This window comes from Haliscomenobacter sp. (genome assembly GCF_965225875.1).
Lineage (GTDB): Bacteria > Bacteroidota > Bacteroidia > Chitinophagales > Saprospiraceae > Haliscomenobacter.
This window is the reverse complement of sequence record NZ_CBDDBS010000002.1, coordinates 3,823,770-3,846,167: the sequence shown is the minus strand read 5'-3', so window position 1 is coordinate 3,846,167 and position 22,398 is coordinate 3,823,770. Positions and strand designations below refer to the sequence as shown.

The following is a 22,398-nucleotide window of genomic DNA, read 5'->3' as shown; positions in this document are numbered from 1 at the left end:
GAATTTTATTAGCCTTTAAGAGTTTATGCTCAAATGCCAGCCAGGGAAAGGTTTTACCGTTGCACAATTTGGCCCACCGTCTTTACCCGTTCCCGGTACTTTCGTTTCCAGAACCAGAGAAGAATCAGCCAACAGTTGTTGGATGGTTTCAGCGGAAATGTCTCTCAAAGGGACTTTCAAGCGACGCGTCCAGACCGAATCGAATTGCCCAGCAGCCGTACCGATGTCAACATAAATGAAACGTTCACTCGATGGTCCTTGAACATAGGGGCCTTTGAAATCCGGCAAAGCGGTTTGGGTTTCTTTAACTGAAATTTTAAATTCAAAGGATAAATCCTTGTCACTTGATCTTTGCTTTAAAATGGTTTCGTAAGTGTTTCCGCTGCCTTTTTGAATGGCAAAGTCAACTCCCGAGGGAGGGCTTTCCAAGATGATTCTTATGGCTATTTCTTGATTCATTTTATTAGGCTGTTGTAGTCAGGATTCTGACCGTGTTTAAAACTCTAGGTTTGTTCTTCAGGCTCCTTCGACACCTAAATTTACGATTAAAGTTGCTGTTTAAACAATTCCCAGGTGCCCGTGCAATCATAGTACTCAATTTCTCCATTCTCCAATACATACTCCGTAGTGATTGTCCAGTCGCCTTCAAAATGGTTGTCAATCAATAGTCCGTAATAATGGATTTCGGGTGAAGGCAAATCATCCGATACCCTCGTGTTACCAGTTTCATCTATCTCCAAACACTTTGGGTATTGCTTAATAAAACTGATGATGTCATCGTCAATAAAACCACGGATACTTGCTGGGGTGTCAAATACCTTTTTGCCTTCATCGTCCACACAAATACCATTGATGATTCCATCGATTAAGGTCCACTCCACTTCAAATGGAACCGATGTCCCTTTTATATGGTCAGGGTAGGGTTCTCCGTAGATGAAGTGTCCTTTTAATTTTTCTTTCATGAGGGAGTTGGATTTTTAAGGGTTGAGAACTGAGGTTTATTCTACTTGTGTATTCATTGCAAACCTCATGGCATAGCCAATGGCTCTGTTATTTTCTTGTCCAAATTGCTGGTCCACCTTGTCCAATTTCAAGTTTTAAATATTTTCTTTTCTCTAAAAGTCGATCAAGTGATTTTGATATTTCTTTATTTATGTTTTCTCTGTCACCCATTGCTAATTCAAAAAGTACGTTTTCAGAAAGCAACGTGGTTGATGCATTGTTTTTAAAATGGCCAAGGTTTTCAAAGTTTTTTAGTTTAATAATGTCCTCGTTTGGAACACAACATGCTTGGAATTCAATAATTTTCCAAAATGCAACTGCTGCCTGTCGGTCGGTTTTGAATTCTGTTATTTTTAAGTCATACGACAAGTTTGGATATTGTCCTATGGTGCCATTGTAAAAATTGAAAGTCTGCTCTTTCAGTTTCCCTAAACTGTTGTTTTGGTAATGCTTTATATCATCTATCACTTTAAACTCTGAATGATCTGTCAAGATGTTAATGACAAGTTGATCAAATAATTTTGAGCTTCCCGTCAGACTGTCCGTGCTGTTGATATACTGCTCTAATTTAGTCAATTCGTTTTCTGTCTTGTTGCTTTTGCAAGCTACAAAGGTCAAAACAAAAATAGTCAGTAAAAAGGCAAGTAGGCGTGTCATTTTACAATTGGCTATTACACGAAAATCTGGGCACTCATTACTCTCGTTTGCTAAAGATAAACCAAGCGTACTGATTTTCCAACGCGCTGAGATTTTTAATACTAACATAAGTTCTGGGTTTTTAAATGGCTTGAACACAAAATTATCATCCATGTATTCCCATTAATCACATCCAACATATTGTAGCCGTCTGTTTCAACGGGTGGCCCCAAGTACCCCCTCCTCTCACATCTAACATCCTTCCAGAGCGCACATCAATCATTGGATGCAAGCCACTAGAAGGATGTTAGATGTGAGAGTAGGGGGTACATTTAAGCCCGCCGATAAAGCGGCGGGTTACAAGATTTCAGATGCATTTGAGCTACAAACCCTCAGGTTGCAACATTTTACAACTCCCTGATGATTTTGATTACCTGTTCAATCCAGTTAGAATCTTCATCCAGGGCAATATCCGGGTTGATCCCGACGTCTTCGTACTTCAACAATTTTGCCGGGTTTTTCATATCCGTTACATAAACCTCAAAATGTTGGCTGGGCAATTTTTCCCGTTTCCCGTAATTGCTTCCGTAGCTCAACATCCCTTTGGTTGCCTGCCCAAGAGTCGTGGTATTTTTAAATTTTTTCAAGCGCAAGGTGAGGATTTCGGCCTGGCTCAAGGTTCCATTGTTGATCAAAATAAAAACATGGCTTTTGGGGGTGTATTTCCGGATGAGCTGGACGTATTTACTGGCCATTCTCCTCGCACCACCTTCACTGTTTCTCAGGTCTAAAATGAGATTTGCTGCGGTCAGGGAATTTTTAATCGAATCAAGGAAGATAGCTGACTTTTCCGCGTTCGAACGATCAACCTGAAAAGTCCTTACGACCAGGTATTGGATGTCGTCAGCTACTTGTTTTAACTCAAACTTGGGTGCATTTTTAGGTAAGTTGACAAAGTCAAGTTGTTGCAGCCTTTTTGAATAAATACTTTGAGCATAAGAGCCGTAGAAGTACGAGTTGACCAATTCCTGATTTTGATATTTTTCAATGGGCTGAAGCATGAAGTTTTTAGTTAGCGGGTGTCCGTATATGGCTTTGAACAAGTTGGGACCATATTCGTAAAGATGTATAGCAACCTGCCCTTTTTGCCATAAAGGGACCACTGATTCCAGTACCACCCCGGTGTACTCCTTGTTGCTGCTCTTGAACAATCCAACTGAATAATATTGGCCATAGTGATAAATACCCTCAATGGAATCAAGAGACTTTGCGGCTAATGCTGATTTTAAGGAATCCAGATTGCCCACATATTTGGGGTAATCCTGGAATTCTTTACTTGTAATGAATTGCTCAATACGCTCCTGGTCTTTGAAATTTTCATCATCAGGAATTTGGTAAAATGCAAGGTGATTGTCCTTCAAGGGGAAAATCAGTTGTGCCAGCTTGTAGAAATAGTTGTAGCCATTCACTTTACTTGCCGTATCTGAAGCCAAGCGATCATAGAGATCATTGTAGAGGGCCAATTGTTTGCCCTTTATTTGTGATTTGTAGGAGGGCGTCTTTTGCAAGATGGTTTTTAAGGCACTCAAGTCCTTCAAATAAGGATTGGTTTGTGCACGCAACCCCAAAGTCAAAAAAATGATGGTCAGCGCAAACAGTAGTTTCATGGTTGGGTAGGAATCATTTGGGTTATTGGCAACAGGAATATGAAGACTGGACAAAATAGTGTTCGGAAATTACCCTCTTCACCCAGCTTCGGCAATCTCCTTCAACAATTTCAAAACCGGATTTTCTTCACCCTGTGGTTCTTCCTGAACCGCATTAGGCCGTTGGTCTTCCTGCACAATTTCCAGTTTGGTCAGCCCATTTTCGCTACTCAGGTGATAGTTCATCGTGAAATAATTTTCAGGTTTGTCTTCCACTCCTGGCCTGGGGGCAAACAAACTGTAGCTCACCAATTCGGTGGGTTTGAAGGCCAAAACTTTCCCCCATTGTTCGAATACCTTGTCTTCCCAGGTGGTGCTGAATTTGATGTCGCTACCAACTTCCCAGGTGGTCATCAAATCGCTGCCATATTGCCAAAGTTTCACCCATTCCGGTTGGGTAACTGTGTCCCAAACTTTTTGAATGGAGGCATTGATGGTAATCGTTGAAATATTGGTTGCCATATTATTGGTTTTTACGTTGAGGCCCGGCCAAAGGCGGCTAATGGCCTATCCATTATTTTTTATTTAGCTTTTGTAGAAAAACGCCAAATGTTTCATTCTTTTTTTAACCCCTTTATTCTTCATCGGTTCAAACTTGTATAGCTCAAGATTATTCTTTCTCACCACGACCCGAAATGGTTGATTCATTTTGTGCGTAAGGTGATAAATGGTGGCGAGTTCGGCAAGGTCTTCAAACCAACTGGCCATTCCATAAAGAGAGGCAAAGGGTGTTTTGCGTAGGGCTTTGTAAATCTCTGGTGCCAGGGCAATGGGCACCGTTTTGCCACTGCGGAACCGGGTTTTCTCCAACAGGGAATCAATGAAGGGTTTGGTGGGTATGTTCATTTTATACCAGATGCCTTTGGTATAAGGAGTAGGTTCTACCAAGGCCCCTCTTTCTTCGGGGTGGGGGGTAACATTTAAAACCGCATCCAGCACATGGGTAGCTTCGTGCAATAAAACGTATTGAAGTGCATCTAACTCTCCAGCCTCAATACTGATTGCTAAATCGGGATTGGCAGATCGGTCATAACAGGTATTTTCTTTCTGAGTGGCCCATTCAGAAATCGTTTCATTCAGGATGCCAGCTCGAAAAGTAATGTTGAATAGTTGCGTGGAATCCGAGCTTTCCACTGGCGAGGTCAGGGCAGTATTGGGCATGTTGTCCATAAAGCTGATGCTGTGTAAATGCCCTTTCAGGATTTTTTGATAAAGCGGCGGCAAAATGGCAAAAGCTTTTTCAACTTTTGCCCGTTCAACTTCAGTTAATTCATGGTTCACGGGATTCATTTCGGCTTCCCGAAACATTTTAAAAACACTCTCCGGGGCTATTAGAACCCGCTTAGCAAGGTCTGAATTGGATACCTGAGCGCAAATAGGAATTGCTAAAAATAAGCTAAGGACAAGGATGGAAAATTTATGGATCATGGTCAGCAAGGTCTAGGCTTGGTTTTGATTTTTTCAGCCATTTGACGCGAAGTTATGGATTAAATCCCCATCCTAAAATCCTTGATGCTTTTTTGGCTCAGGGAAAATTCTTCAAAAATTGTACTGTTCCCCTTGCCGATAGGCGATTGAGTGCTCACACCGATCCAGGTTTCGAGGGGATAGTCATTGCGGAACAAACGCACCAGCTGCCAGGCTTTTTTATCCAGCGAATAATAAAAGCCAATGGTCTTGGTATCCGAAGAGATTTTCATGTAGGTACTTGTACTGTCAATCACATCGTGGTTGTTGTCATCAGATGTTTCAATGGTTCGAACCGTTACGGCGCGAGTACGCTTCAGTTCATCTCTTTCAAAAGCAAATTTAAACCACCAGTTTTTGTTCAAAAAAACATACATCGCCCCTGCATCGTAGGTGTCCGTAAAGGTGGGCGTGACCCTCGCCGTAAAAGTAAAGGGCTTGCTGTTGTCTATTTTTGTCAGCAAAACCGGCGCCGTACTGTACGACATCGTGCCATCGGGTTCATTAAAATAGTCGGATTTGGCTTTGCTTTTGAGCACCAGTCTATCGCCTTCAACGCTGGCTTGGGACTTTGCTCCATTGAGCGATTTGGTAAACTCAAGTCCCGAAACCTTGATCGCGCAGGCTTCTCCTTTTTCAATCGGATCACTTGTACAGCCATTCAAAACTGCCAAGGCAAGAAGCAGGTTCAAACTTACTTTTTTCATTTTCGATTGTTTTATGGTGCTTCCAAACCGGTCTCTCCCGACTTATTGACGAGGCGGTACTTTTCTGGTTTGCTCCTCGTTCGCTCAATTACTTTTCTTGCCTCCAAATCCAGTTTCACGGTCTCCCCATACCATTGAACTCCACCTTCAAAGGTATCTTTTACATTGGTATACAATTGCTCCATTAGTTCGGTATGGGTCAACTCATTTTGACTCAAAATAGCTAAAATCTGCGCTTTGATCACTTCGTATTTTTCCAGGGCAATACGTTTGTTGGTTTTGCCTGGAATAGGGTGCAGGGTTTGAATTTGTTCTGCTTTCATTTTTTTGCAAGTTGAGTAACAACCGTTACGCCCCCAATCAAAAGCATTAAAACGGCACCCAATAATACAAAATTTGTTGGAATGAACTTAGTAGATAATAGATTGCCAATCATGGCGTTTCGCAACAAAACGACTCCTAAAAAGTAGAATAGCCCCAAATACGTCCAAACCCTTCGGGTAGAAAATTCGGCATTGTTATCCAAGTAATTTTGAGGCTTAGGCAGAGCGATGAACTTGAGTTTATTCCAATCCCACAGCAGTAGGTAAATGGTCCCCAATAGCATTAAAAAGGTAATGGCTTGAATACTGGCTGATTCAAAAGAAAGGGTGATGACAAAAATATTGAGCACGATGGTGAAAAAAGCCACTGCGCCCAAGGTGCTGAACATTTGAGACATCAACAAAAAACCGGCAATCAACTGTCCCCAGCCGATAAAATGCCAATACATTTCGGCTTGGTACATGGCCTCAAAGAAGTGAGCAAGTGAATCGACTGCAGTGTCTGCGCCAGGCTCAGGCATAAACCTTTTGCCTTGAATTTTAAAAACACTCGCATAAACAAACGATGCCCCCATCACATAGCGCAGTGAAATGGTGAAGAGTTGAAGGATTCTGCTTTGTTTTAGCCTTGAAATCAGTGGTTCCATGTTGATGGCTTGTGTAGTACATTTCACCCGGAGTAATGCGAAGTTACCGCGTCCTGCCCAGTGTAATTGGGGCCGGAATGATCGTCTGCACCAAGGTATTGAAGATCGAATTTGATGGCCAGTCCACCAACGCGCTCCAGCACTTTTCGCCTGGCATGATAGGCAATCCCCAATTGTTTGAATGACTTTTTTAGATAAGCACTGGTATTTGTGCCTTGAATGACCAGGTTGTTTAAGTCGAGATTTGCCACAAATCGACCGGATGGGTTTAGGGCAGCGATACTGGTTTCAATCACCTTTAATTTGTCACCGAGGTAATGCAAACCATGTACGCAGGTAATCAGGTCATAGCTTTGGGTAGGCATCCAGTCAAGGAGCGATGAGGATACAAACTCTACACAGGTAAGGTTTTTATCTATGGGTTGGAAGCCATCCACCAGGTCAATTCCGGTGAGTTGAAGCAGGTGTTGTTGGCCCTGGTGCTCAAAGTGTCGGGCCGTTTGAATCAAGGCATTGCCGCGCCCGCAGCACAAGTCGAGCCAGGATGCTTGGCCATATGTGGCTATTTTAGCAGCGAGGTATGCTTCGGGTTTGAACTTGAACTCCTGTTCGTAGCTGTTGACTCCACTGACGTTTCTTTCGCGATTCATTCGGGAGTTGGCAACAGTGGGCGACCAGATGAGTTGGGCTTCGGGAAGGAGGTTCATGTGGGGAGATGGAGGTTTTAATTGGGAAACTTATGGCTAACAAACCGAGTGTCCCTCACCCCTATCCAAAAACTTCCCGATACAACTCAAAACTATCCTGCAAAATCTTAATCGCCGTTTCCCGATCCAGAAACTCTTCCACCACTACCGTTTTGTTCTCCAGTTTTTTGTAATCCTCAAAGAAGCTCCGCATTTCCGAAATAAAATGGGCAGGCAGCTCAGAGATGTCTTTGATGTGGCTCACACTGGGGTCACCTGCGGCTACGGCAATGATTTTATCGTCGGCCTCCCCATTGTCAAGCATCCGCATGACTCCGATTATTTTGGCAGGAACAATACACATGGGCACCACATCAATTTGTGACAACACCAATATATCCAGTGGGTCCTTGTCGTCGCAATAAGTCTGGGGAATGAACCCGTAGTTTGCTGGATAATACACCGACGAGTAAAGCACCCGGTCCAATATCAAAAGGCCACTTTCTTTATCGAGCTCGTATTTGGCGCGGGTACCTTTGGGTATTTCAATGATGCCGTTGACAATGTCCGGCAAATTGTCGCCAGGTGAAACATGATGCCAGGGGTTGAAGGTATTTTTCATTGGATTGTTTTAACTAATTTTGAAAACTTAAACAAGCTCTAGAAGAAAAACCGCGGGTTCTCATAAATCACATCTCCGGAATTCCGCCCATTGATGAAGTACCGCAGGACTACCTCCAGACTACCATTGTTGTAGCGGCGCAACTCCGATAACGTTGCATCGTAAGACATACCAATGAGCAAATTATTGCCCATCTGTACACTGAACATACCCGATACCGACTCCCCTACTCCCGATGCACTGGAGCCACCCAAACGGTAAGATGCGCCCAAAGTGTAGCGTTCATTAAAAATCAGATTGAGGTTGGCATCCGCATCAAAAGGTGCACCTTTGACGTATTTGAGCAAAGTTTGAGGCTGCAATTTGATCTTTTCTCCCAAGGGAATCATCACCCCGGTCATCAGGAAAAAATGCGGCGTTTCCCGCGAAATGGTGCCACTGCCATCAGCCAGATCGATGCTGACATTCAACAAGCGGGGAGAGGACACGCCGATGTAAAAATTTTGCGCGTCGTAATAAATACCCGCCCCAAAGTTGGGCACGTATTTGCTTTGTAAACCCGCTGGAATCGCCCCATCAATCGAAGTTGGCTGAGAACCTTCCAACTCCGAAAAATTCATTTGGAAGTTGCGAATCGAAGTCATCAAACCCAGGTTCAAGTGCCCCCGGGGCGCGGGAATGCGGTAGGCATAAGCCAATTCTGCCGTGTACTGCTTGGTTACCCCAATGGAAGCCAGCGCAAAATTGGCACCAATGCCCACCCGGTTGTTGAGCACAGGCATATTCAAAGACAGGAGCTGCACCATCGGTGCACCTTTGATGCCCAGCCATTGCTGCCGCACCAGGGCGGCGATGGAAATGCCTTCGGCGTTGCCAGCATAGGCGGGGTTAAAACCCAGTTTGTAGTGCTGAAACTGGGTGAACTGGTTTTCCTGTTGGGCTTGCACCCCGCAGCCCAATCCCAAAAAGATAATCAGGATGTAGATTTTTCTCATAGCCTTTGTTTATCGCTGGATGACTAAAAATCCGTTTTTAGGCTTTTGCCCCTTGCCAAAATCAATGATGTAGAAGTAAGTATCCGCAGGTAAATCTTCGCCGTTGTAGGTGCCCGACCAGGTGTTTTTGTAGGGTTTGCCCGATCGGAACACTTCATCGCCCCAGCGATTGAAGATGATGACCTGGCTTTCAGGGTACTCCGTGTCGTCTAATAAACAAGGTATCGTAAAGACATCGTTGATCAAGTCATTGTTAGGGGTGATCACCGAAGGGATTTTGCAATCTGCATCTGAAGAAATTTCAATCGTCACTTCCGCCTGTGAACAATCACAACCCGCACTACAAATCTGGTACAAAAACTTGTCTTCACCCACAAAATTGGTGCGCGGCGTGTACGTAAAGACTCCATTCCCGGTAGCCACCAAAGTACCGTTAAAAGGCTGTCGGATGATGCTCACCTGAGTATTGGCAGGCACGGTATCATTGAGCAGCACATTGATCGGAATGTCCACCCCGAAATTTCCACTTATGGCGTCATTCAAAGCTTTGGGTGAACGTTTGTAGGTGATCACCACCGTGTCGCGGGAATCCTTACCACAAATGCCGTTGTCCACTTCCCAAACGAAGGTATTGTCACCAATCCGCAAATTGCGCACCTGTGCCTTGGGGTCTTCAGGATTGGGAATATTGATGCCCTGGGTCAGGCTGGTCCAACGACCGCGACTACCATCGGTGGGTTTATCGGCATCGAGGAGAATCACTGCCTCGTTGTTACAAATGGAGCGATCGCCCCCTGCGTAAGGTCCAGGGTCAGAAATCAGCACCAAAACCTCATCGGTGATGTTCCCGCAGCCACCCGCCTTGAGCGTCCAGGTAAAGGCATAAAGGTTGCCCGGTTGCATGCCCGTCACTCCACTTTGAGGGTTGGTAGGGTCGAGGATCAGTACGCCCAACAAGCCCTGAACTTCCGATTGACTCCAGCTTCCCGGAGCACTCGTGGAAGACCGAGCATTGAGTTTGATTTCGCGGGAAAAACAGGCCAGAATATCCGTACCGGCAAAAGCCGTATCGGGTTTATTGACGGTAATGACTACCTCATCACTGGAATAATTGTTGCAGGCTCCACTGGAAAGTGCCCAGCGGAAGGTATAATTTTGGCCACCTTTCAGGCCGTTGACCAGCGTTTTGGCCAATCCTGGATCGACGATCCGCACACCAGTAGTGTCGCCATTCACCAGGCTCCAGGTTCCAGTTCCAATTGCAGGGGCCTGAGCACTGAGGGTGATCGGCGATTTTTCACAACCCAAAAAGTCTGCGCCTGCAAAGGCCTGTCCCGCCGGGATTTTGCTAAAGGAAATGGGAAAAGGTTCGGACACTCTGGAGTTACAGACCCCCAATTTTGCCTGCACAGTAAAATTATTGATGCCTTCAGCAAAGCTGCTCAAGTCCAGAATATCAAAATCGGTGGTTGAACTGGTACCCAAAACGCCGTTGGGGCCACTCCAGGTGTATACTGCTCCCGCCGTTGCGGTACCTGGCCTTAGCGACAAACGCAGCCTCGCATCCGGCCCACTGATGCACAAGGGGCTATTGCCAGCCAAAGATGGACGACGAGCGCCTGCCAGTACTTCCACTTTGGTGGTTACAATGTCCGACTTACAACCATTGAGGGTGGCAAAAACAGCGTAGGTTCCGGCATGTTGAGCCGAATCAGCCTCAGCAATGGTTGGACTGGAGAGGGAAGAACTAAAATTCGGTCCACTCCAGTTGTATTGGGCTCCTGGTACAAACGTTGATTTCAATTCGATGGGCAAACCCTGGCATACGGGCCCATTTGTGGAGGCAGTCAGGACGGGTTTGGGCGTAACTTGTAAAATGACTTCCCCAGACTCCCGCGAATTACATCCATCGATGCTCACAAACACCGAATAGATGCCCGAATCATCAGCTACCGATTGAGGAATATTGAAACAGGGAGTAGTCGTCAGGAACACCCCTTTATTGGGCGTCACCCAATTGTAGGTCACGGTAGTTCCCTGGTAGGCATTGGTACAAAGGCTAATGGCTCCACCTACACAAAGGGGTTGAATGGTTGTTTCAGAGAGTTTTGGTACACTTGGAATTGGCGGCGGATCGCTCATGTTAACCAGGGTGCTCACTGCTTCAGAAGTACAACCTCCTGCGGTAGTGATGACCACCGAATAATTGCCATTGTTGGCCTGGGTAGCGTTGGGAATGGTCGCCTGGGCGGTATTGGCGGTAAACCCATTTGGCCCAGTCCAACTGTAACGGAAATTGCCATCGTCGGCAGGGAAAAAATTAGCGGATAAAATGATGTCCGTTGGGCCAGTCAAACACTTGGGTGCATTGTTGGTCACGCTAAACACCCGAATGCTGGTGATGACTTCAACCGCAACCGAGTCCATTGCAATACAGCCTTCAGCGCTGGTCACCTTTATCACGTAACGCCCGGAATTGATCTGGCGCACATTATCAATAGCGACACTACTGCCAACCGAACTGAAATTGTTCGGCCCCGTCCATTGGAAAGCCGCATTGGGTGTAGCTGGTGTAACCTTTAACTCCAGGCGACTACTTTCACAAATAGAGGATGAGTTCGCCGAAGCTTTGGGTTTGGGTTTGTCATTGACCACCACTTCCAGGGCTTGTGAGAGGGTTGAGCTGCATTCCTGATTGGTCAGGTACAAACGCCAGGAGCCCTCCTGGGCATTCGTGACGTTGTTGAGGTCAAAACTAGGTACACTGGTGCGGAATTCTTCCAAAGCGGGACTTACCCAGGTATAAAATGAAGCGGTAGCGTTGGTGCGCAGGGTGATTTTTCCTCCTTCACAAGCTGCGCCTGAGGAGGTCAGCTGTGGTTGGGCGGGGCGTGTCAGCACACTCACCGGAATAAAAGCCTGGTCAGACGCACAGCCAAAGCGGGAGACTACCAGGGTATACACTCCCGCATTCGCCATGGTAGCCGCCGTGATGGCTGGCGGCGATTGACTGGTAGAACTGTAGCCATTCGGCCCAGTCCATTGATAGGTAATACCGGGGCCAGCTACTTCGGTGCCAAATACGATAGATTCTCCTTCACAAACCGAAAAGCTGGCTTTTTTGGGGATAGCCTGTGGCTTTTGATAAATGCGGATCACTTTAGGGGCCGAGGGCAAGGATTCACAACCTCCCGATTCAATGGTCAGGTAGTAGTTGTCCTGGCTTTCGGCATGGGGTGCCCGAAGGGTCAGGCTGGGTACAATGGTTTGCCCGATCACCGTACCATTGGGGGCTTCCCCTTTGTACCAACGGAAAATTACATTGGAACCAGAAGGTGCGATGGATGAGGTCAGTACGATGTCTTCTGCGGAACAGTAGTTTTCTTTGGTCAACAATAGCGTAGGCGTAACGGGTAGGTCTTCAATCGACACCTCAACCACTCCTGTGGACTTGCAGCCCGTAATTCCGGTGATTTCTACCGAGTAGGAGCCCGCATTCTTCGAACTCACTTTGGGGATAATTGGATTTTGCAGGTTGGAGGCAAATCCATTTGGGCCCGTCCAGCGGAAAGTATAAACTGTGCCACCATTAGCCAGTGGTGGGTTGGCAAACAAAGACAAGGTATCGTTGCCACACAAACCAGAATTGGCAGCAGGAGCAGGGCGTTCATTTTCAATGCGCACGATGGTGGAGCAACGGGCGATATTCCCGGCGCGATCGGTAACCGTAAGTATCACATTTTGTACCGTTCCAGCCTGAGCACAGGTAAAGGAGTTGGGGCTGAGACTAAGAGTAGGTGCACCACAGTTGTCCGAACTTCCCGCATCAATCTCGGTTGCATTGATCTGTTCAGTTTCCAGCCCGGAAGGATTGACGAACAAGGTAGTAGCCTGGCATTTTGCAATGGGCAATTCATTGTCCTTAACTGTCACTTTAAACGTACAGGTATCGGCATTGCCGCTGGCATCCTGAATGACGTAGGATACACGGGTTTCACCCAAGGCAAATTGTACCCGTACACTATCCGGAGGTACGGGCATTCGGGTAGCAGTGATGGGTGTAGCTCCCTGGGCAAAATACAAGGGTAGCACACTTGGATAGGCCAGATTGGCAAAAATATAACCTTTGCGGTCCGTGTCCCCATCGTTGACAATCGCAGATGGATTACAGGGATTGACGCCTTCTCCGGGTTGCCCGGACGGAACACTGATGCGGCGGGGAGCTACTCGCAATACGATAACCCCGTCGGCGGCCCAACGGTTGAAGGTATCGCGTGGAATGCTGAGGTTCAACTGCCCAGCCTGGTTGCAAGTGGCATCACCCAGGTTTGAATTGCCCAAAAAGCGGCCATTTTCACCAAAAACTTCTAAAATGGCATTGGGTGAATTGAAGTCCCCTTTGTAATTGACCACTATACTGGCATTGCCTGTTGCATTGGGCGCTACGTTGGTAAAATTCAGCACTTTTCCTCCAGCGATGTAGCTGTTCAATGCAGCATTAAAGGAATAGGTCAAAAATGCGCTGGTACTATCCAGAGGTAAAGTCCGGCTATAACTGCCAGCCAGGCTACAATTGTCGGTGGCAGTTGCGCGCGGCAAAGTAAATGGCGCAGTACAGGCTCCGGTCGCCAGAACCAATTCAACATCTGTTGGACAAATGATCTCCGGGCGCTCCCGGTCCCGTACGGTAATGGTGTAACTACAGGAATCCTTATTCCCAGCACAGTCTTGGACGTAGTAGGTGATGCGGTTGGCACCGATGTTTAGACTTACCTGAACCGGAACAAAACCCGGGACAATTTTGACTGCTCCATTGTTGATGCGGTAGCTGTACAGAATATCCTCATTATTGGGTGCAGCAAAGGTGCAAATTTCCGTTACGCTTGGTGCTTGCAGGGTAAAATTGGCAGTACACTGTCCCTGGTCTGCATTGATCTCGGCATCACTGGGGCAATTGCTCAGTTCTGGTGCCTGGTCGTCGATGACTTGAAAGACTGCAAGGGCAGTATCGCGATTGCCACATTCGTCTTCCACGATGAAGCGTACCCGTCGTTCCAAAATAATACTGTCACCAGCAACGCAACGCAGGGTGGGAAAAGTGACTGCTCCGCCACTTTGGGCGTCCTGCAAAATCCAGCGCAGCGCAGAAGCTGGGGTGGTGCAGTTATCCACTGCCAATGCATTACCCAGGTTATTGATCCAGGCATTGAACCGCGTTTGAGCATCCAAATTGGCATCGCAATTCAAAATCAGGTTGATGGGTGCACGAGTGATCTCTGGTGCAGTGCGGTCGATTACCTCGATCCGTTGTTGATGGGTGATAAAATTGCCACAGCTATCCGTCAGCCGCCAGGTGCGGAACACGATGTAGTTGTTGTCGCAATTTCCAGCTTGCAGCACGTCATTAAAGCTCAAATTGGCTTCCGTAAGGGTGCTACAGTTGTCGCTCAGGTTTTTGGGTTTGCCCGAAAAGGCAGGATCATCCCCAAAGCGGCAATCGATGATGGTATCACGAGGCGGCGTAAAACTGGGTTTGACATTGTCAACGACATAAATGATCTGACGTTGAACGGCACTGTTGCCACAAACATCTTCACTTCTCCAAAGGCGCCTCAATTCATAGGTTCCTTTACAATTGGGATCACTACCATACACAATTTCATCGGTAAAGCTCAGAATTGGATCGGGATCACAATTGTCTCTTAAGATGGGAATGCCTAAGATTTCAGGAATTTTGGACACATTACAGGTGATCGTGGTATCGTGGGGAAATTGCCCAAAGGAAGGTGCATCGGTATCCGTTACTACAATCACTTGCCGATAGTCGCTGCGGTTGCCACATTTGTCGAAAGCGCGCCAGGTACGCACGATTTTTCGACGATAGATACAGTTGGCACTACCTACTTCGGTTTGATTGTACACCACATTGTCCAGGGCACAGTTGTCCGTAATTTTTACCGTGGAAGTATCCGGAATAGGGTCTTTACACCCCAAAATCAAGGAATCAGCAATGGAGGAGACTATTTTGGGCGCTTCATTGTCACCAACTATAAACACATACGTATCGTTGGAGACAGTCTGACCACCCTGATTGGTCACTTTAAAAGTCAGGCGCAAGGTATCCACACATGGTCCTTTAAAAACGAAAGCCTCCGGTGGGGTGGGCGTAATGCTTACGGTATGGCCACTTTGCTGCGCGGGCAGTGTAACCTGGAGCTGTAGGGTATTGAACCAGGTGCTGTAAGCGGTATCTGCGTCTTCACAAGCCACCTTGGTTGTATCCTCCACCAGACGGGTCAAAGGAAAAAAATGGTCGGGCTGCTTGGCTTTTCCAGGCAAAGCAGTGTCAAAAAACAGGCAGGTAGCCAGTATTGCGAGGGAGTATACCAAATGCTTCATACCAAAACGGAAGTTATGCGTTTCACGGATACATTGAGCGACTTAGACAAAGTGACTACAATATCAAAATGAGTGGAGGAATCCTTCCGGATCAGGGTAGAACAAATAGCATACTGTTGGACAATGTACAATTGGTCCATGGGATGTGATCGGTTTTTGGTCAATGCTCTTTAGGCTGCTCTAAAGTAGCAAAATATTTTGATATAGTTGATGAGTGATGAATGATGAGTGAAATAGCCGTTGCCTTTCACTCATCATTCATCACTATTCAACTCAACTTATTTGATCGAACAAATCAAACGCTCTTTCCATTCTCCGCCGACACTCAACTTTGCCCAACAAAGCCATCATGTCGAATACAGCAGGGCCTTTCATCGTGCCCGTCAGGCCTACTCGCAAAATAGGCAAAACATCGCCAAATTTCAAACCTGCCGAGTTCGTAAATCCTTCTACACAAGCCTGTACTGCCGCCGCATTGTAGTCACTCAGTGCATCCAACTGCTCCAGTAAGGGCGTGAAAATGGCCCGACTGCTATCAGCTTTCCATTTTTTGCGAATAGTAGCTTCATCAAAAACGGCAAAATCTTCAAAGAAGTACGCGCCATTTGTCCAGAAATCGGGAAACAAAACTACTCGCTCCTTCATCATCCCAACAAAGCTGCGCAAATAGGCCTCGGTGGGTTGATGTCCTTGCGCTTCAATGATGGGGCGAACGGTTTTAGCCAGTTCTTCCTCACTGCTGGCCATGATGTATTGTTGGTTGAACCAACGTGCTTTTTCTATGTCAAAACGCGCACCGGATTTTCCGATTTTTTCCACCGAAAAAGCTTCAGCCAGTTCGTCCATGCTGAAAATTTCCTGCTCGGTGCCGGGGTTCCAGCCCATGAAGGCCATAAAATTGACCATTGCGCGAGGATCAAAACCTGCTTCGCGGAACCCCACAAAAGAATCCTCAGCTGTTTCCCCTTTCCAGGACAAGGGGAATACAGGGATGCCCAGGCGGGTGCCGTCCCGCTTGCTGAGTTTTCCCTTGCCATCCGGTTTGAGAATGAGGGGCAAATGTGCAAAACGAGGCATCTCAGCCTCCCAACCAAAGGCACGGTACAACAAGACGTGGTGCGCAGTACTCGGCAGCCACTCTTCGCCGCGAATCACGTGGGTGATTTTCATCAAACGATCGTCCACCACATTGGCCAGGTGGTAGGTCGGCATGCCGTCGCCTTTGAGCATCACTTTATCGTCGAGCTCATTGCTTTGGAAATTCACCTCGCCCCGAACCAAGTCCAGAATATGGACCGTTTCGCCTTCGGGTACCTTCAGGCGGATGACGTAGGGTGCGCCGGAGTCCAGACGTTGTTGCACTTCTGCTGCGCTCAGGTTCAGGCTATTGTTGAGCCGCATGCGGCTCTTGTAGTCGTACTTAAAGGTATCGTCGGCCTGACGGGCAGCGTCCAGTTCTTCGGGAGTGTCGAAAGCGTAATAGCCGTGGCCACTTTCAACCAGTTTTTTGGCGTAGTCGTGGTAGATGGCTTTGCGGTCGGATTGCCGATAGGGCCCGTATTCGCCGCCAAAACTTTGTCCTTCTGTCGGAACGATCCCGGCCCAGTGCAGGGCTTCGATGATGTAATTTTCGGCACCGGGTACAAAGCGGGTTTGGTCTGTATCCTCAATGCGCAGGATAAAGGTTCCGCCATATTTTTTGGCCAAAAGGTAATTGTACAAGGCCGTACGGATGCCGCCAATGTGCAGGGCGCCGGTAGGACTTGGGGCAAATCGAACACGAATATTTTCCATGAAAAAAGAGCGATAGAATTATTTTCAAAAAATTCTGAAAAAAAATGTGCCTTAGAGCAGCCCATTTTTAATTTTTTGCGTTATAGCATAAATAGCACTTGCGCAATTTTGATCCACAAAAGTAAAAATTTAAGTGGCTCAATAGTGCAATACCAGTGGAATTCCTTTTTTCGCTGGCTCCAGGTTGCTGTTAATGACTTGTTTTTATCCCGTGAACATTGGTGTTGCCGCCCTTTGATGCAGCACGCCCAAAAAATTATGCTTATGTATTTGATCAAAACCCCCCAATTTATCCAAAACCTCTTCCCCCATTTCACCTGGAGGATACCTACCGAGGAAAAGCAAATTTTTCTCACTTTTGATGACGGTCCCATTCCTGAAGTTACTCCTTGGGTCTTGGAGCAACTGAAACAATACAATGCCAAGGCTACCTTCTTTTGTGTAGGGGACAACATTAGTAAGCACCCCGAAGTGTTCAAACAAGTGGTGGATGCTGGCCATGTGGTAGGCAATCACACCATGAACCACCTCAATGGTTGGAGCACTGAGAACATTCCTTATTTTCACAACATCCGTCAGGGTGCCAGCCAATCCAAATCGGTGCTGTTTCGTCCACCGTATGGTCGGGTAACACCAAAACAAACCCAGTTTTTGCTGCGGCATTACCGGATTGTGATGTGGGACGTACTGAGTGGTGATTTTGATGTCAATATTTCGCCGGATCAGGTGCTTAGAAACGTGGTTCAAAACGCTGGCCCAGGCTCTATTGTGGTGTTCCACGATAGCATCAAGTCAAAAGAGCGGCTGGAGTACGCACTGCCGCGAGTACTGGCCTATTTTGCAGCCGAAGGCTATTCTTTCGACGCCCTGCACCCTCAGGAAATTTTCGAAACGGAATTGGTGCACCAACGCGCTTAAGAACTTGTTTGTCTGATCACCAGTTAAAATCGATTTACTTTGGCAATGCTTGATTTATTACCATAAAAAAGCCGTAGGGGTAACTCTGCGGCTTTATGTTTTTATGGCGGTTTTACATCAAAAATCCATCCACTGCCGCAATGGGCTTCGGCACCTCTGTTTCTCCCAACATCTCTCGCAAATCGATCTCAATCGCCCGGGAAATGGACGTAATCGGCACATCGTTGTAGGTCCCTTCAAATGGGTTCTCGGAATAGTCTCCAATTTTTTCCATCAAAAAAAACACCCAGGTGATCAGCGCATTGAAAGGGACGGTGAGCCAAATGCGAAACTCTCCCTTCAATTCCTCAAAAACGCTCAGCAGCCCCCATGGCAGTAGTGCGGTAAACACCAGTGTGTTCCACAATGCAACTGAAGCGTACTGCCGGGGGAAAGGAAAGTTTTTGATGCGTTCACTCCGTCCCTGGTCGTCATAAAAAGTACTGATCAGGCGATGAAATTCCATGTGGCGGAAGTCGTCGAAATACCCCAGGTCGTGCAGGTTTTGCAACTCCCGGGCCTGGGTAGCCATGATTTGGGTGGCGATATTGGTCTTGGTTTTGTACCGCTCAAATTCCTCATCATCGATCAGGTTCATGACCTCCTTGTCCAGGTTGTTGAAATATTCCTCACAGATAGTGGGGGAGTAAAGCCCTTTTACCCGATCTTCTTTGTGCTCCCAATCCCGACTCAGCCGCAATTGGTACCGCATTGCCGTGAGCCAGGCGATGTGCCGGTAAATCAGGCGGCGACGAATTTGTTGCACTTCCTCTTTGTCTTCACCTTGGATAAAGGAGGTGACTGCAGCACCAAAAGTACGGCTACTGTTGACGATCCCGCCCCAGATTTTGCGGGCCTCCCAGGTACGGTCGTAGGAGCTGTTGTTTTTAAAGCCCAGGTAAAAAGCCACCGCTATCCCCAACACGCTGATGGGTTGCCAGGGCAGGGAGAGACTGATGTGCCCAAAATAAGACAAAGCGGTGATGGGTAAAGCATAAACAGCCCCAAAGATAAAGGGCTGGCGAGACCAATTGAAGGTCATCCAAAAGTTGTAATTGCGTTTGGTATACATGTTAATTGGGTATTTCAGGAATGATGAACATTCGGGGTTTGGATAAAGTTAAAAGAAGAGTTTGACTTTATCCAGTCCCTTTTTTTGTCACCTATACTACCTTGAATTTGAGTTTAAGAGATTTTTAACCAAAATCCACTTGCCCAATGCGTTACAAAGTGGTCTGTCAAATTGTTTATAGTTTGTAATTTCGATAATCTAAAGAGCAACATGAGATCGTTTCAAAGAAAAACATACCGTATGAGACACCGCAGTAAACTTTGGACCCTTGCGGCTTTTTTGCTGGCCTTTACCGGAACAACCACTTTGCAGGCCCAGGAGTATTTTGGCCGCAACAAGCCTAGTTATGAGTCCTTCAATTTTGATGTGTACCGCTCGCCCAATTTTGAGATTTATTATTACCTCAAAAATGCAGAACGGCGCAAAGACCTGGCCGATTTTGCCGAGCTCTGGTACCGCTACCACCAGAATCTGTTGACGGATACCTTTTCTATCCTCAACCCCTTGATTTTTTACAACGATCACGCCGATTTCCAACAAACCAATACCATTAGTGGTGGCGTGGGTGTGGGTACTGGTGGGGTGACCGAGGCATTTAAAAACCGCGTCATCATGCCCATTGCCCTAACCAACCAGGCAACCTATCAGGTATTGGGGCACGAATTGGTGCATGCTTTCCAGTTCAACCGCATTTTGAATGGCGACTCCACCAGCATCCAAAACCTGGGCAACCTGCCTCTTTGGGTGGTGGAAGGGATGGCCGAATACATGTCGACCGGGAGTGTGGATCCGCATACTGCCTTATGGATGCGCGATGCTGTGCTCAATGACGACGTGCCTACCATTGATCAATTGAACAACCCCAAATACTTTCCGTATCGCTATGGCCACGCTTTCTGGTCTTTTTTGACTGGATTAAAAAGTGACCGCATCATCGAGCCATTTTTTAAATCGGTAGCCATTTTTGGGGTCGACAATGCCATTATCAATGTATTGGGCATGAACAAAAAAGACTTCAGCAAGCTTTGGCAGGACGCCATCACTGCACAGTTCAAGCCCATGATTGAAGGCAAAGAGAAAAATGTCTTTGGTAAACCGATTCTGGACGACAAGGACGGTGGACAAATGAACATTTCCCCCTCAATCAGCCCCGATGGGAAATATGTGCTGTTTACCTCCGAGCGCAACCTCTTTTCTACCGATATTTTCCTGGCCGATGCTACGAATGGTCAAATCATGAAAACCGTGGCCAGTACGGCTCGTGGCGGCAATGTGGATTTCTTCGACTTTCTGGAATCCTCAGGTGCCTGGTCACCGGATAGCAAGCGAGTAGCCCTGGTTGGTTTCAAAAGGGGCCGCAACGTATTGTTGATCAAAAGCCCTTTCACTGGTAAAACGGTAGATGAGTTCAACCTCGGTGACTTACCCGCTTTTTCCAACCCAAGTTGGTCTCCTGATGGCAAAACCATCGTGGTATCCGGTTTGAAAGAAGGCCACACCGATTTGTACGCTTTCAACATCCGTACCCGGACCCTGAAGCAATTGACCGACGATAAGTATTCCGAAATCCAAGCTACCTGGTCAGAAGACGGCCAAACCCTGTATTTTTCTACGGATCAAAAAGCCTGGGAAAATGGCCGGACTTATGGCCGTTTGACTTTTAATCTGGCATCGATTGATCTTGTTAGTGGAGCGGTGACGCATTACGACGATGTATTTCCAGGTGCAGACAACCTCAATCCACAATTGGACACTGCGGGCAACATCATCTTTTTGTCCAACCGCGATGGTTACCGCAACTTGTACCGCTATGATCCAGATTCCAAAGAAGTTACCCAGTTAACCGATTTGGCCGTGGGTATTACCGGGATATCCCATTATTCTCCGGCCATTTCTGTTGATCGCAAGCGTGACCGGGTTTTGTACACCCTTTACAACAAGCGGGGTTACAGCATTTACCGAGCTACTTCAAAGGATTTTTTGGACAAAAAAGTGGACCCCAAGGATGTGACTTACGCAGCGGCACAATTACCTCGTCTCAACCGTACTGTAAGAAGTATAATTGACCAACAAATTGGGGCCATCGATCAAGTGATTGCTGGGGAAACGGCTATTTTGCAGGAAGTGCCCTTCAAATCCAAGTTTAAACTCGACTTCCTATCCGGTGGTGGTGGCCTTGGAGTCGGGAACAACCTTTTTGGCACCAACGCGGGTATGGCGGGTGGCGTACAAGCCATGTTCAGCGACATCCTTGGCAACAACCAAATCATTGCCAACCTGGCCTTGAACGGCCAAATTCAGGATTTTGGAGGCATGGTGACCTACATCAACCGCAAAGGTAAATTCCAGTGGGGTGGCTCATTGATGCACATTCCTTATCCTTACTACGCCTATGATTCTACTTATTTAGATAATTCGGACATTGGTCCGGTCGTGGTCGATCAGTACAGTGTTTACCGGATTTTCCAAAGTGGGGCAACGGGTTTTGTACAATACCCTTTCTCCTCTACCCTGCGTGCTGAAGCGGAACTTGATTTCACGCGCATCAGTCAATCCTTGCGCCAAATCAAGGAATACAGCCAATACGATCCTTTCTATTTTGATGGCCGGGGTCGACCACTCGGTCAAGATCAGGAAAAAGTAGGGTCTTTACCTGGCTTTTCGATGCCGGGTGTGGGTGCAGCCATCGTTGGTGACAAGTCTAATTTCGGGCTTACTGCGCCTTTGCAAGGTTACCGATTCCGGGTAGGTTTCAGGCAGTATTTGGGCGATATTCAGTTCTTAAACCCCACCATTGACTTCCGGGGTTACCTGCGCAAAAGGCCCTTTACTTTTGCGGCAAGGGTGATGCATACGGGTCGTTATGGTCGTGATTCTGAAAATACGGATGTATTCCCACCTCTCTTCCTGGGCTCACCCTGGTGGGTGCGCGGTTTCCAGGGCAATGTAGCGCAAAACCTGGAGCGCGATGGTTTGGTGACCTTTGATAATCTGGTGGGTACCAAGATGGGGATATTCAATGCTGAAGTGCGGATTCCACTCCTGGGGCCAAAACGATTGGCACTGATTCCTTCCAATATTGTTCCTGCAGATTTGAACTTCTTCTTCGACAGCGGGATCATCTGGACGCGTTTCGAGCAGTTTGATTTCGAAGGACCCAATGGCAAAAATTTGATCCGCCCCTTGTCTTCAGTGGGTGCTTCGGTGCGGGTCAACCTGTTTGGTGCTTTGATTTTGGAACCTTATTATGCGGTTCCTTTGATTAAAGGGGCACAGGGAGCTTTTGGGTTGAACTTTATGCCGGGCTGGTAAACACATTCCTTAGGTGATTCCTTGAGTGTCTAAAGTTTCTTAGGTGGTGAAAGAGTACCCTGCTTCGCAGGTT

At 47.1% G+C, this 22,398-nt stretch carries 17 protein-coding genes; 2 read left to right on the top strand and 15 right to left on the bottom strand.

Annotated features, from left to right (window positions below; all coding sequences use genetic code 11):
- Positions 1-15: 15 nt before the first annotated feature.
- The 14 genes from ACO08K_RS17715 to gltX all read right to left on the bottom strand — a co-directional run bounded on the left by ACO08K_RS17715 (position 16) and on the right by gltX (position 16,984).
- Entirely contained in the window at positions 16-459 is a 444-nt protein-coding gene (locus tag ACO08K_RS17715; protein ID WP_421797744.1) for a DUF5990 family protein, read from the bottom strand.
- 86 nt (positions 460-545) lie between these two features.
- A complete protein-coding gene (locus tag ACO08K_RS17710; RefSeq protein ID WP_421797743.1) occupies positions 546-962 on the bottom strand; it encodes a hypothetical protein in 417 nt (138 codons plus the stop codon).
- Positions 963-1,050: 88 nt separating this feature from the next.
- A complete protein-coding gene (locus ACO08K_RS17705) occupies positions 1,051-1,812 on the bottom strand; it encodes a hypothetical protein (RefSeq protein WP_421797742.1) in 762 nt (253 codons plus the stop codon).
- A 233-nt stretch (positions 1,813-2,045) separates the two neighbouring features.
- Positions 2,046-3,305, bottom strand: a complete 1,260-nt coding sequence (locus tag ACO08K_RS17700) for a S41 family peptidase (RefSeq protein WP_421797741.1) — start codon at positions 3,303-3,305, stop codon at positions 2,046-2,048.
- 78 nt (positions 3,306-3,383) lie between these two features.
- The gene (locus tag ACO08K_RS17695; protein WP_421797740.1) at positions 3,384-3,806 is read right to left on the bottom strand and encodes an SRPBCC family protein; all 423 of its coding nucleotides are present in this window, start codon (positions 3,804-3,806) and stop codon (positions 3,384-3,386) included.
- 63 nt (positions 3,807-3,869) lie between these two features.
- Positions 3,870-4,634, bottom strand: coding sequence for a hypothetical protein (locus ACO08K_RS17690; protein ID WP_421798321.1), 765 nt, complete (start codon positions 4,632-4,634; stop codon positions 3,870-3,872).
- Between the two features lie 197 nt (positions 4,635-4,831).
- The gene (locus ACO08K_RS17685) at positions 4,832-5,518 is read right to left on the bottom strand and encodes a DUF1349 domain-containing protein (protein WP_421797739.1); all 687 of its coding nucleotides are present in this window, start codon (positions 5,516-5,518) and stop codon (positions 4,832-4,834) included.
- 11 nt (positions 5,519-5,529) lie between these two features.
- Positions 5,530-5,841: a DUF6958 family protein gene (locus tag ACO08K_RS17680; protein ID WP_421797738.1), complete on the bottom strand. Its 312-nt coding sequence runs from the start codon at positions 5,839-5,841 to the stop codon at positions 5,530-5,532.
- Positions 5,838-6,488 carry a hypothetical protein gene (locus ACO08K_RS17675; RefSeq protein ID WP_421797737.1) on the bottom strand — a complete coding sequence of 217 codons (651 nt, stop codon included), beginning with the start codon at positions 6,486-6,488 and terminating at the stop codon, positions 5,838-5,840. Before ACO08K_RS17675 ends, ACO08K_RS17680 begins: the two co-directional genes overlap by 4 nt.
- Positions 6,489-6,511: 23 nt before the next feature.
- Positions 6,512-7,195, bottom strand: coding sequence for a class I SAM-dependent methyltransferase (locus ACO08K_RS17670; protein WP_421797736.1), 684 nt, complete (start codon positions 7,193-7,195; stop codon positions 6,512-6,514).
- 61 nt (positions 7,196-7,256) lie between these two features.
- Positions 7,257-7,796, bottom strand: a complete 540-nt coding sequence (locus tag ACO08K_RS17665) for an inorganic diphosphatase (RefSeq protein ID WP_421797735.1) — start codon at positions 7,794-7,796, stop codon at positions 7,257-7,259.
- A 38-nt stretch (positions 7,797-7,834) separates the two neighbouring features.
- Entirely contained in the window at positions 7,835-8,791 is a 957-nt protein-coding gene (locus ACO08K_RS17660; RefSeq protein ID WP_421797734.1) for a type IX secretion system membrane protein PorP/SprF, read from the bottom strand.
- A gap of 9 nt (positions 8,792-8,800) precedes the next feature.
- Positions 8,801-15,190 (bottom strand): gliding motility-associated C-terminal domain-containing protein, encoded by a 6,390-nt coding sequence (locus tag ACO08K_RS17655; RefSeq protein WP_421797733.1) that lies wholly within the window; start codon positions 15,188-15,190, stop codon positions 8,801-8,803.
- A 273-nt stretch (positions 15,191-15,463) separates the two neighbouring features.
- A complete protein-coding gene (gene gltX / locus ACO08K_RS17650; protein WP_421797732.1) occupies positions 15,464-16,984 on the bottom strand; it encodes a glutamate--tRNA ligase in 1,521 nt (506 codons plus the stop codon).
- A gap of 264 nt (positions 16,985-17,248) precedes the next feature.
- On the opposite strand from gltX, the gene ACO08K_RS17645 reads away from it, so the two are divergent.
- Positions 17,249-17,902 carry a polysaccharide deacetylase family protein gene (locus tag ACO08K_RS17645; RefSeq protein WP_421797731.1) on the top strand — a complete coding sequence of 218 codons (654 nt, stop codon included), beginning with the start codon at positions 17,249-17,251 and terminating at the stop codon, positions 17,900-17,902.
- 112 nt (positions 17,903-18,014) lie between these two features.
- On the opposite strand, the gene ACO08K_RS17640 is transcribed toward ACO08K_RS17645, so the two are convergent.
- Positions 18,015-19,013 (bottom strand): bestrophin family protein, encoded by a 999-nt coding sequence (locus tag ACO08K_RS17640; RefSeq protein WP_421797730.1) that lies wholly within the window; start codon positions 19,011-19,013, stop codon positions 18,015-18,017.
- A 240-nt stretch (positions 19,014-19,253) separates the two neighbouring features.
- Here ACO08K_RS17640 and ACO08K_RS17635 point away from each other — a divergent pair, with 240 nt between their 5' ends.
- On the top strand, positions 19,254-22,325 hold the full coding sequence (locus tag ACO08K_RS17635) for a hypothetical protein (RefSeq protein WP_421797729.1): 3,072 nt from the start codon (positions 19,254-19,256) through the stop codon (positions 22,323-22,325).
- Positions 22,326-22,398: the final 73 nt, after the last annotated feature.

What these genes read in the sequence shown, in the direction of transcription:
- ACO08K_RS17715 (WP_421797744.1), bottom strand. Translation starts at nt 459, where the DNA reads ATGAATCAAGAAATAGCCATAAGAATCATCTTGGAAAGCCCTCCCTCG.
- ACO08K_RS17710 (WP_421797743.1), bottom strand. Translation starts at nt 962, where the DNA reads ATGAAAGAAAAATTAAAAGGACACTTCATCTACGGAGAACCCTACCCT.
- ACO08K_RS17705 (WP_421797742.1), bottom strand. Translation starts at nt 1,812, where the DNA reads ATGGATGATAATTTTGTGTTCAAGCCATTTAAAAACCCAGAACTTATG.
- ACO08K_RS17700 (WP_421797741.1), bottom strand. Translation starts at nt 3,305, where the DNA reads ATGAAACTACTGTTTGCGCTGACCATCATTTTTTTGACTTTGGGGTTG.
- ACO08K_RS17695 (WP_421797740.1), bottom strand. Translation starts at nt 3,806, where the DNA reads ATGGCAACCAATATTTCAACGATTACCATCAATGCCTCCATTCAAAAA.
- ACO08K_RS17690 (WP_421798321.1), bottom strand. Translation starts at nt 4,634, where the DNA reads ATGAATCCCGTGAACCATGAATTAACTGAAGTTGAACGGGCAAAAGTT.
- ACO08K_RS17685 (WP_421797739.1), bottom strand. Translation starts at nt 5,518, where the DNA reads ATGAAAAAAGTAAGTTTGAACCTGCTTCTTGCCTTGGCAGTTTTGAAT.
- ACO08K_RS17680 (WP_421797738.1), bottom strand. Translation starts at nt 5,841, where the DNA reads ATGAAAGCAGAACAAATTCAAACCCTGCACCCTATTCCAGGCAAAACC.
- ACO08K_RS17675 (WP_421797737.1), bottom strand. Translation starts at nt 6,488, where the DNA reads ATGGAACCACTGATTTCAAGGCTAAAACAAAGCAGAATCCTTCAACTC.
- ACO08K_RS17670 (WP_421797736.1), bottom strand. Translation starts at nt 7,195, where the DNA reads ATGAACCTCCTTCCCGAAGCCCAACTCATCTGGTCGCCCACTGTTGCC.
- ACO08K_RS17665 (WP_421797735.1), bottom strand. Translation starts at nt 7,796, where the DNA reads ATGAAAAATACCTTCAACCCCTGGCATCATGTTTCACCTGGCGACAAT.
- ACO08K_RS17660 (WP_421797734.1), bottom strand. Translation starts at nt 8,791, where the DNA reads ATGAGAAAAATCTACATCCTGATTATCTTTTTGGGATTGGGCTGCGGG.
- ACO08K_RS17655 (WP_421797733.1), bottom strand. Translation starts at nt 15,190, where the DNA reads ATGAAGCATTTGGTATACTCCCTCGCAATACTGGCTACCTGCCTGTTT.
- gltX (WP_421797732.1), bottom strand. Translation starts at nt 16,984, where the DNA reads ATGGAAAATATTCGTGTTCGATTTGCCCCAAGTCCTACCGGCGCCCTG.
- ACO08K_RS17645 (WP_421797731.1), top strand. Translation starts at nt 17,249, where the DNA reads ATGTATTTGATCAAAACCCCCCAATTTATCCAAAACCTCTTCCCCCAT.
- ACO08K_RS17640 (WP_421797730.1), bottom strand. Translation starts at nt 19,013, where the DNA reads ATGTATACCAAACGCAATTACAACTTTTGGATGACCTTCAATTGGTCT.
- ACO08K_RS17635 (WP_421797729.1), top strand. Translation starts at nt 19,254, where the DNA reads ATGAGACACCGCAGTAAACTTTGGACCCTTGCGGCTTTTTTGCTGGCC.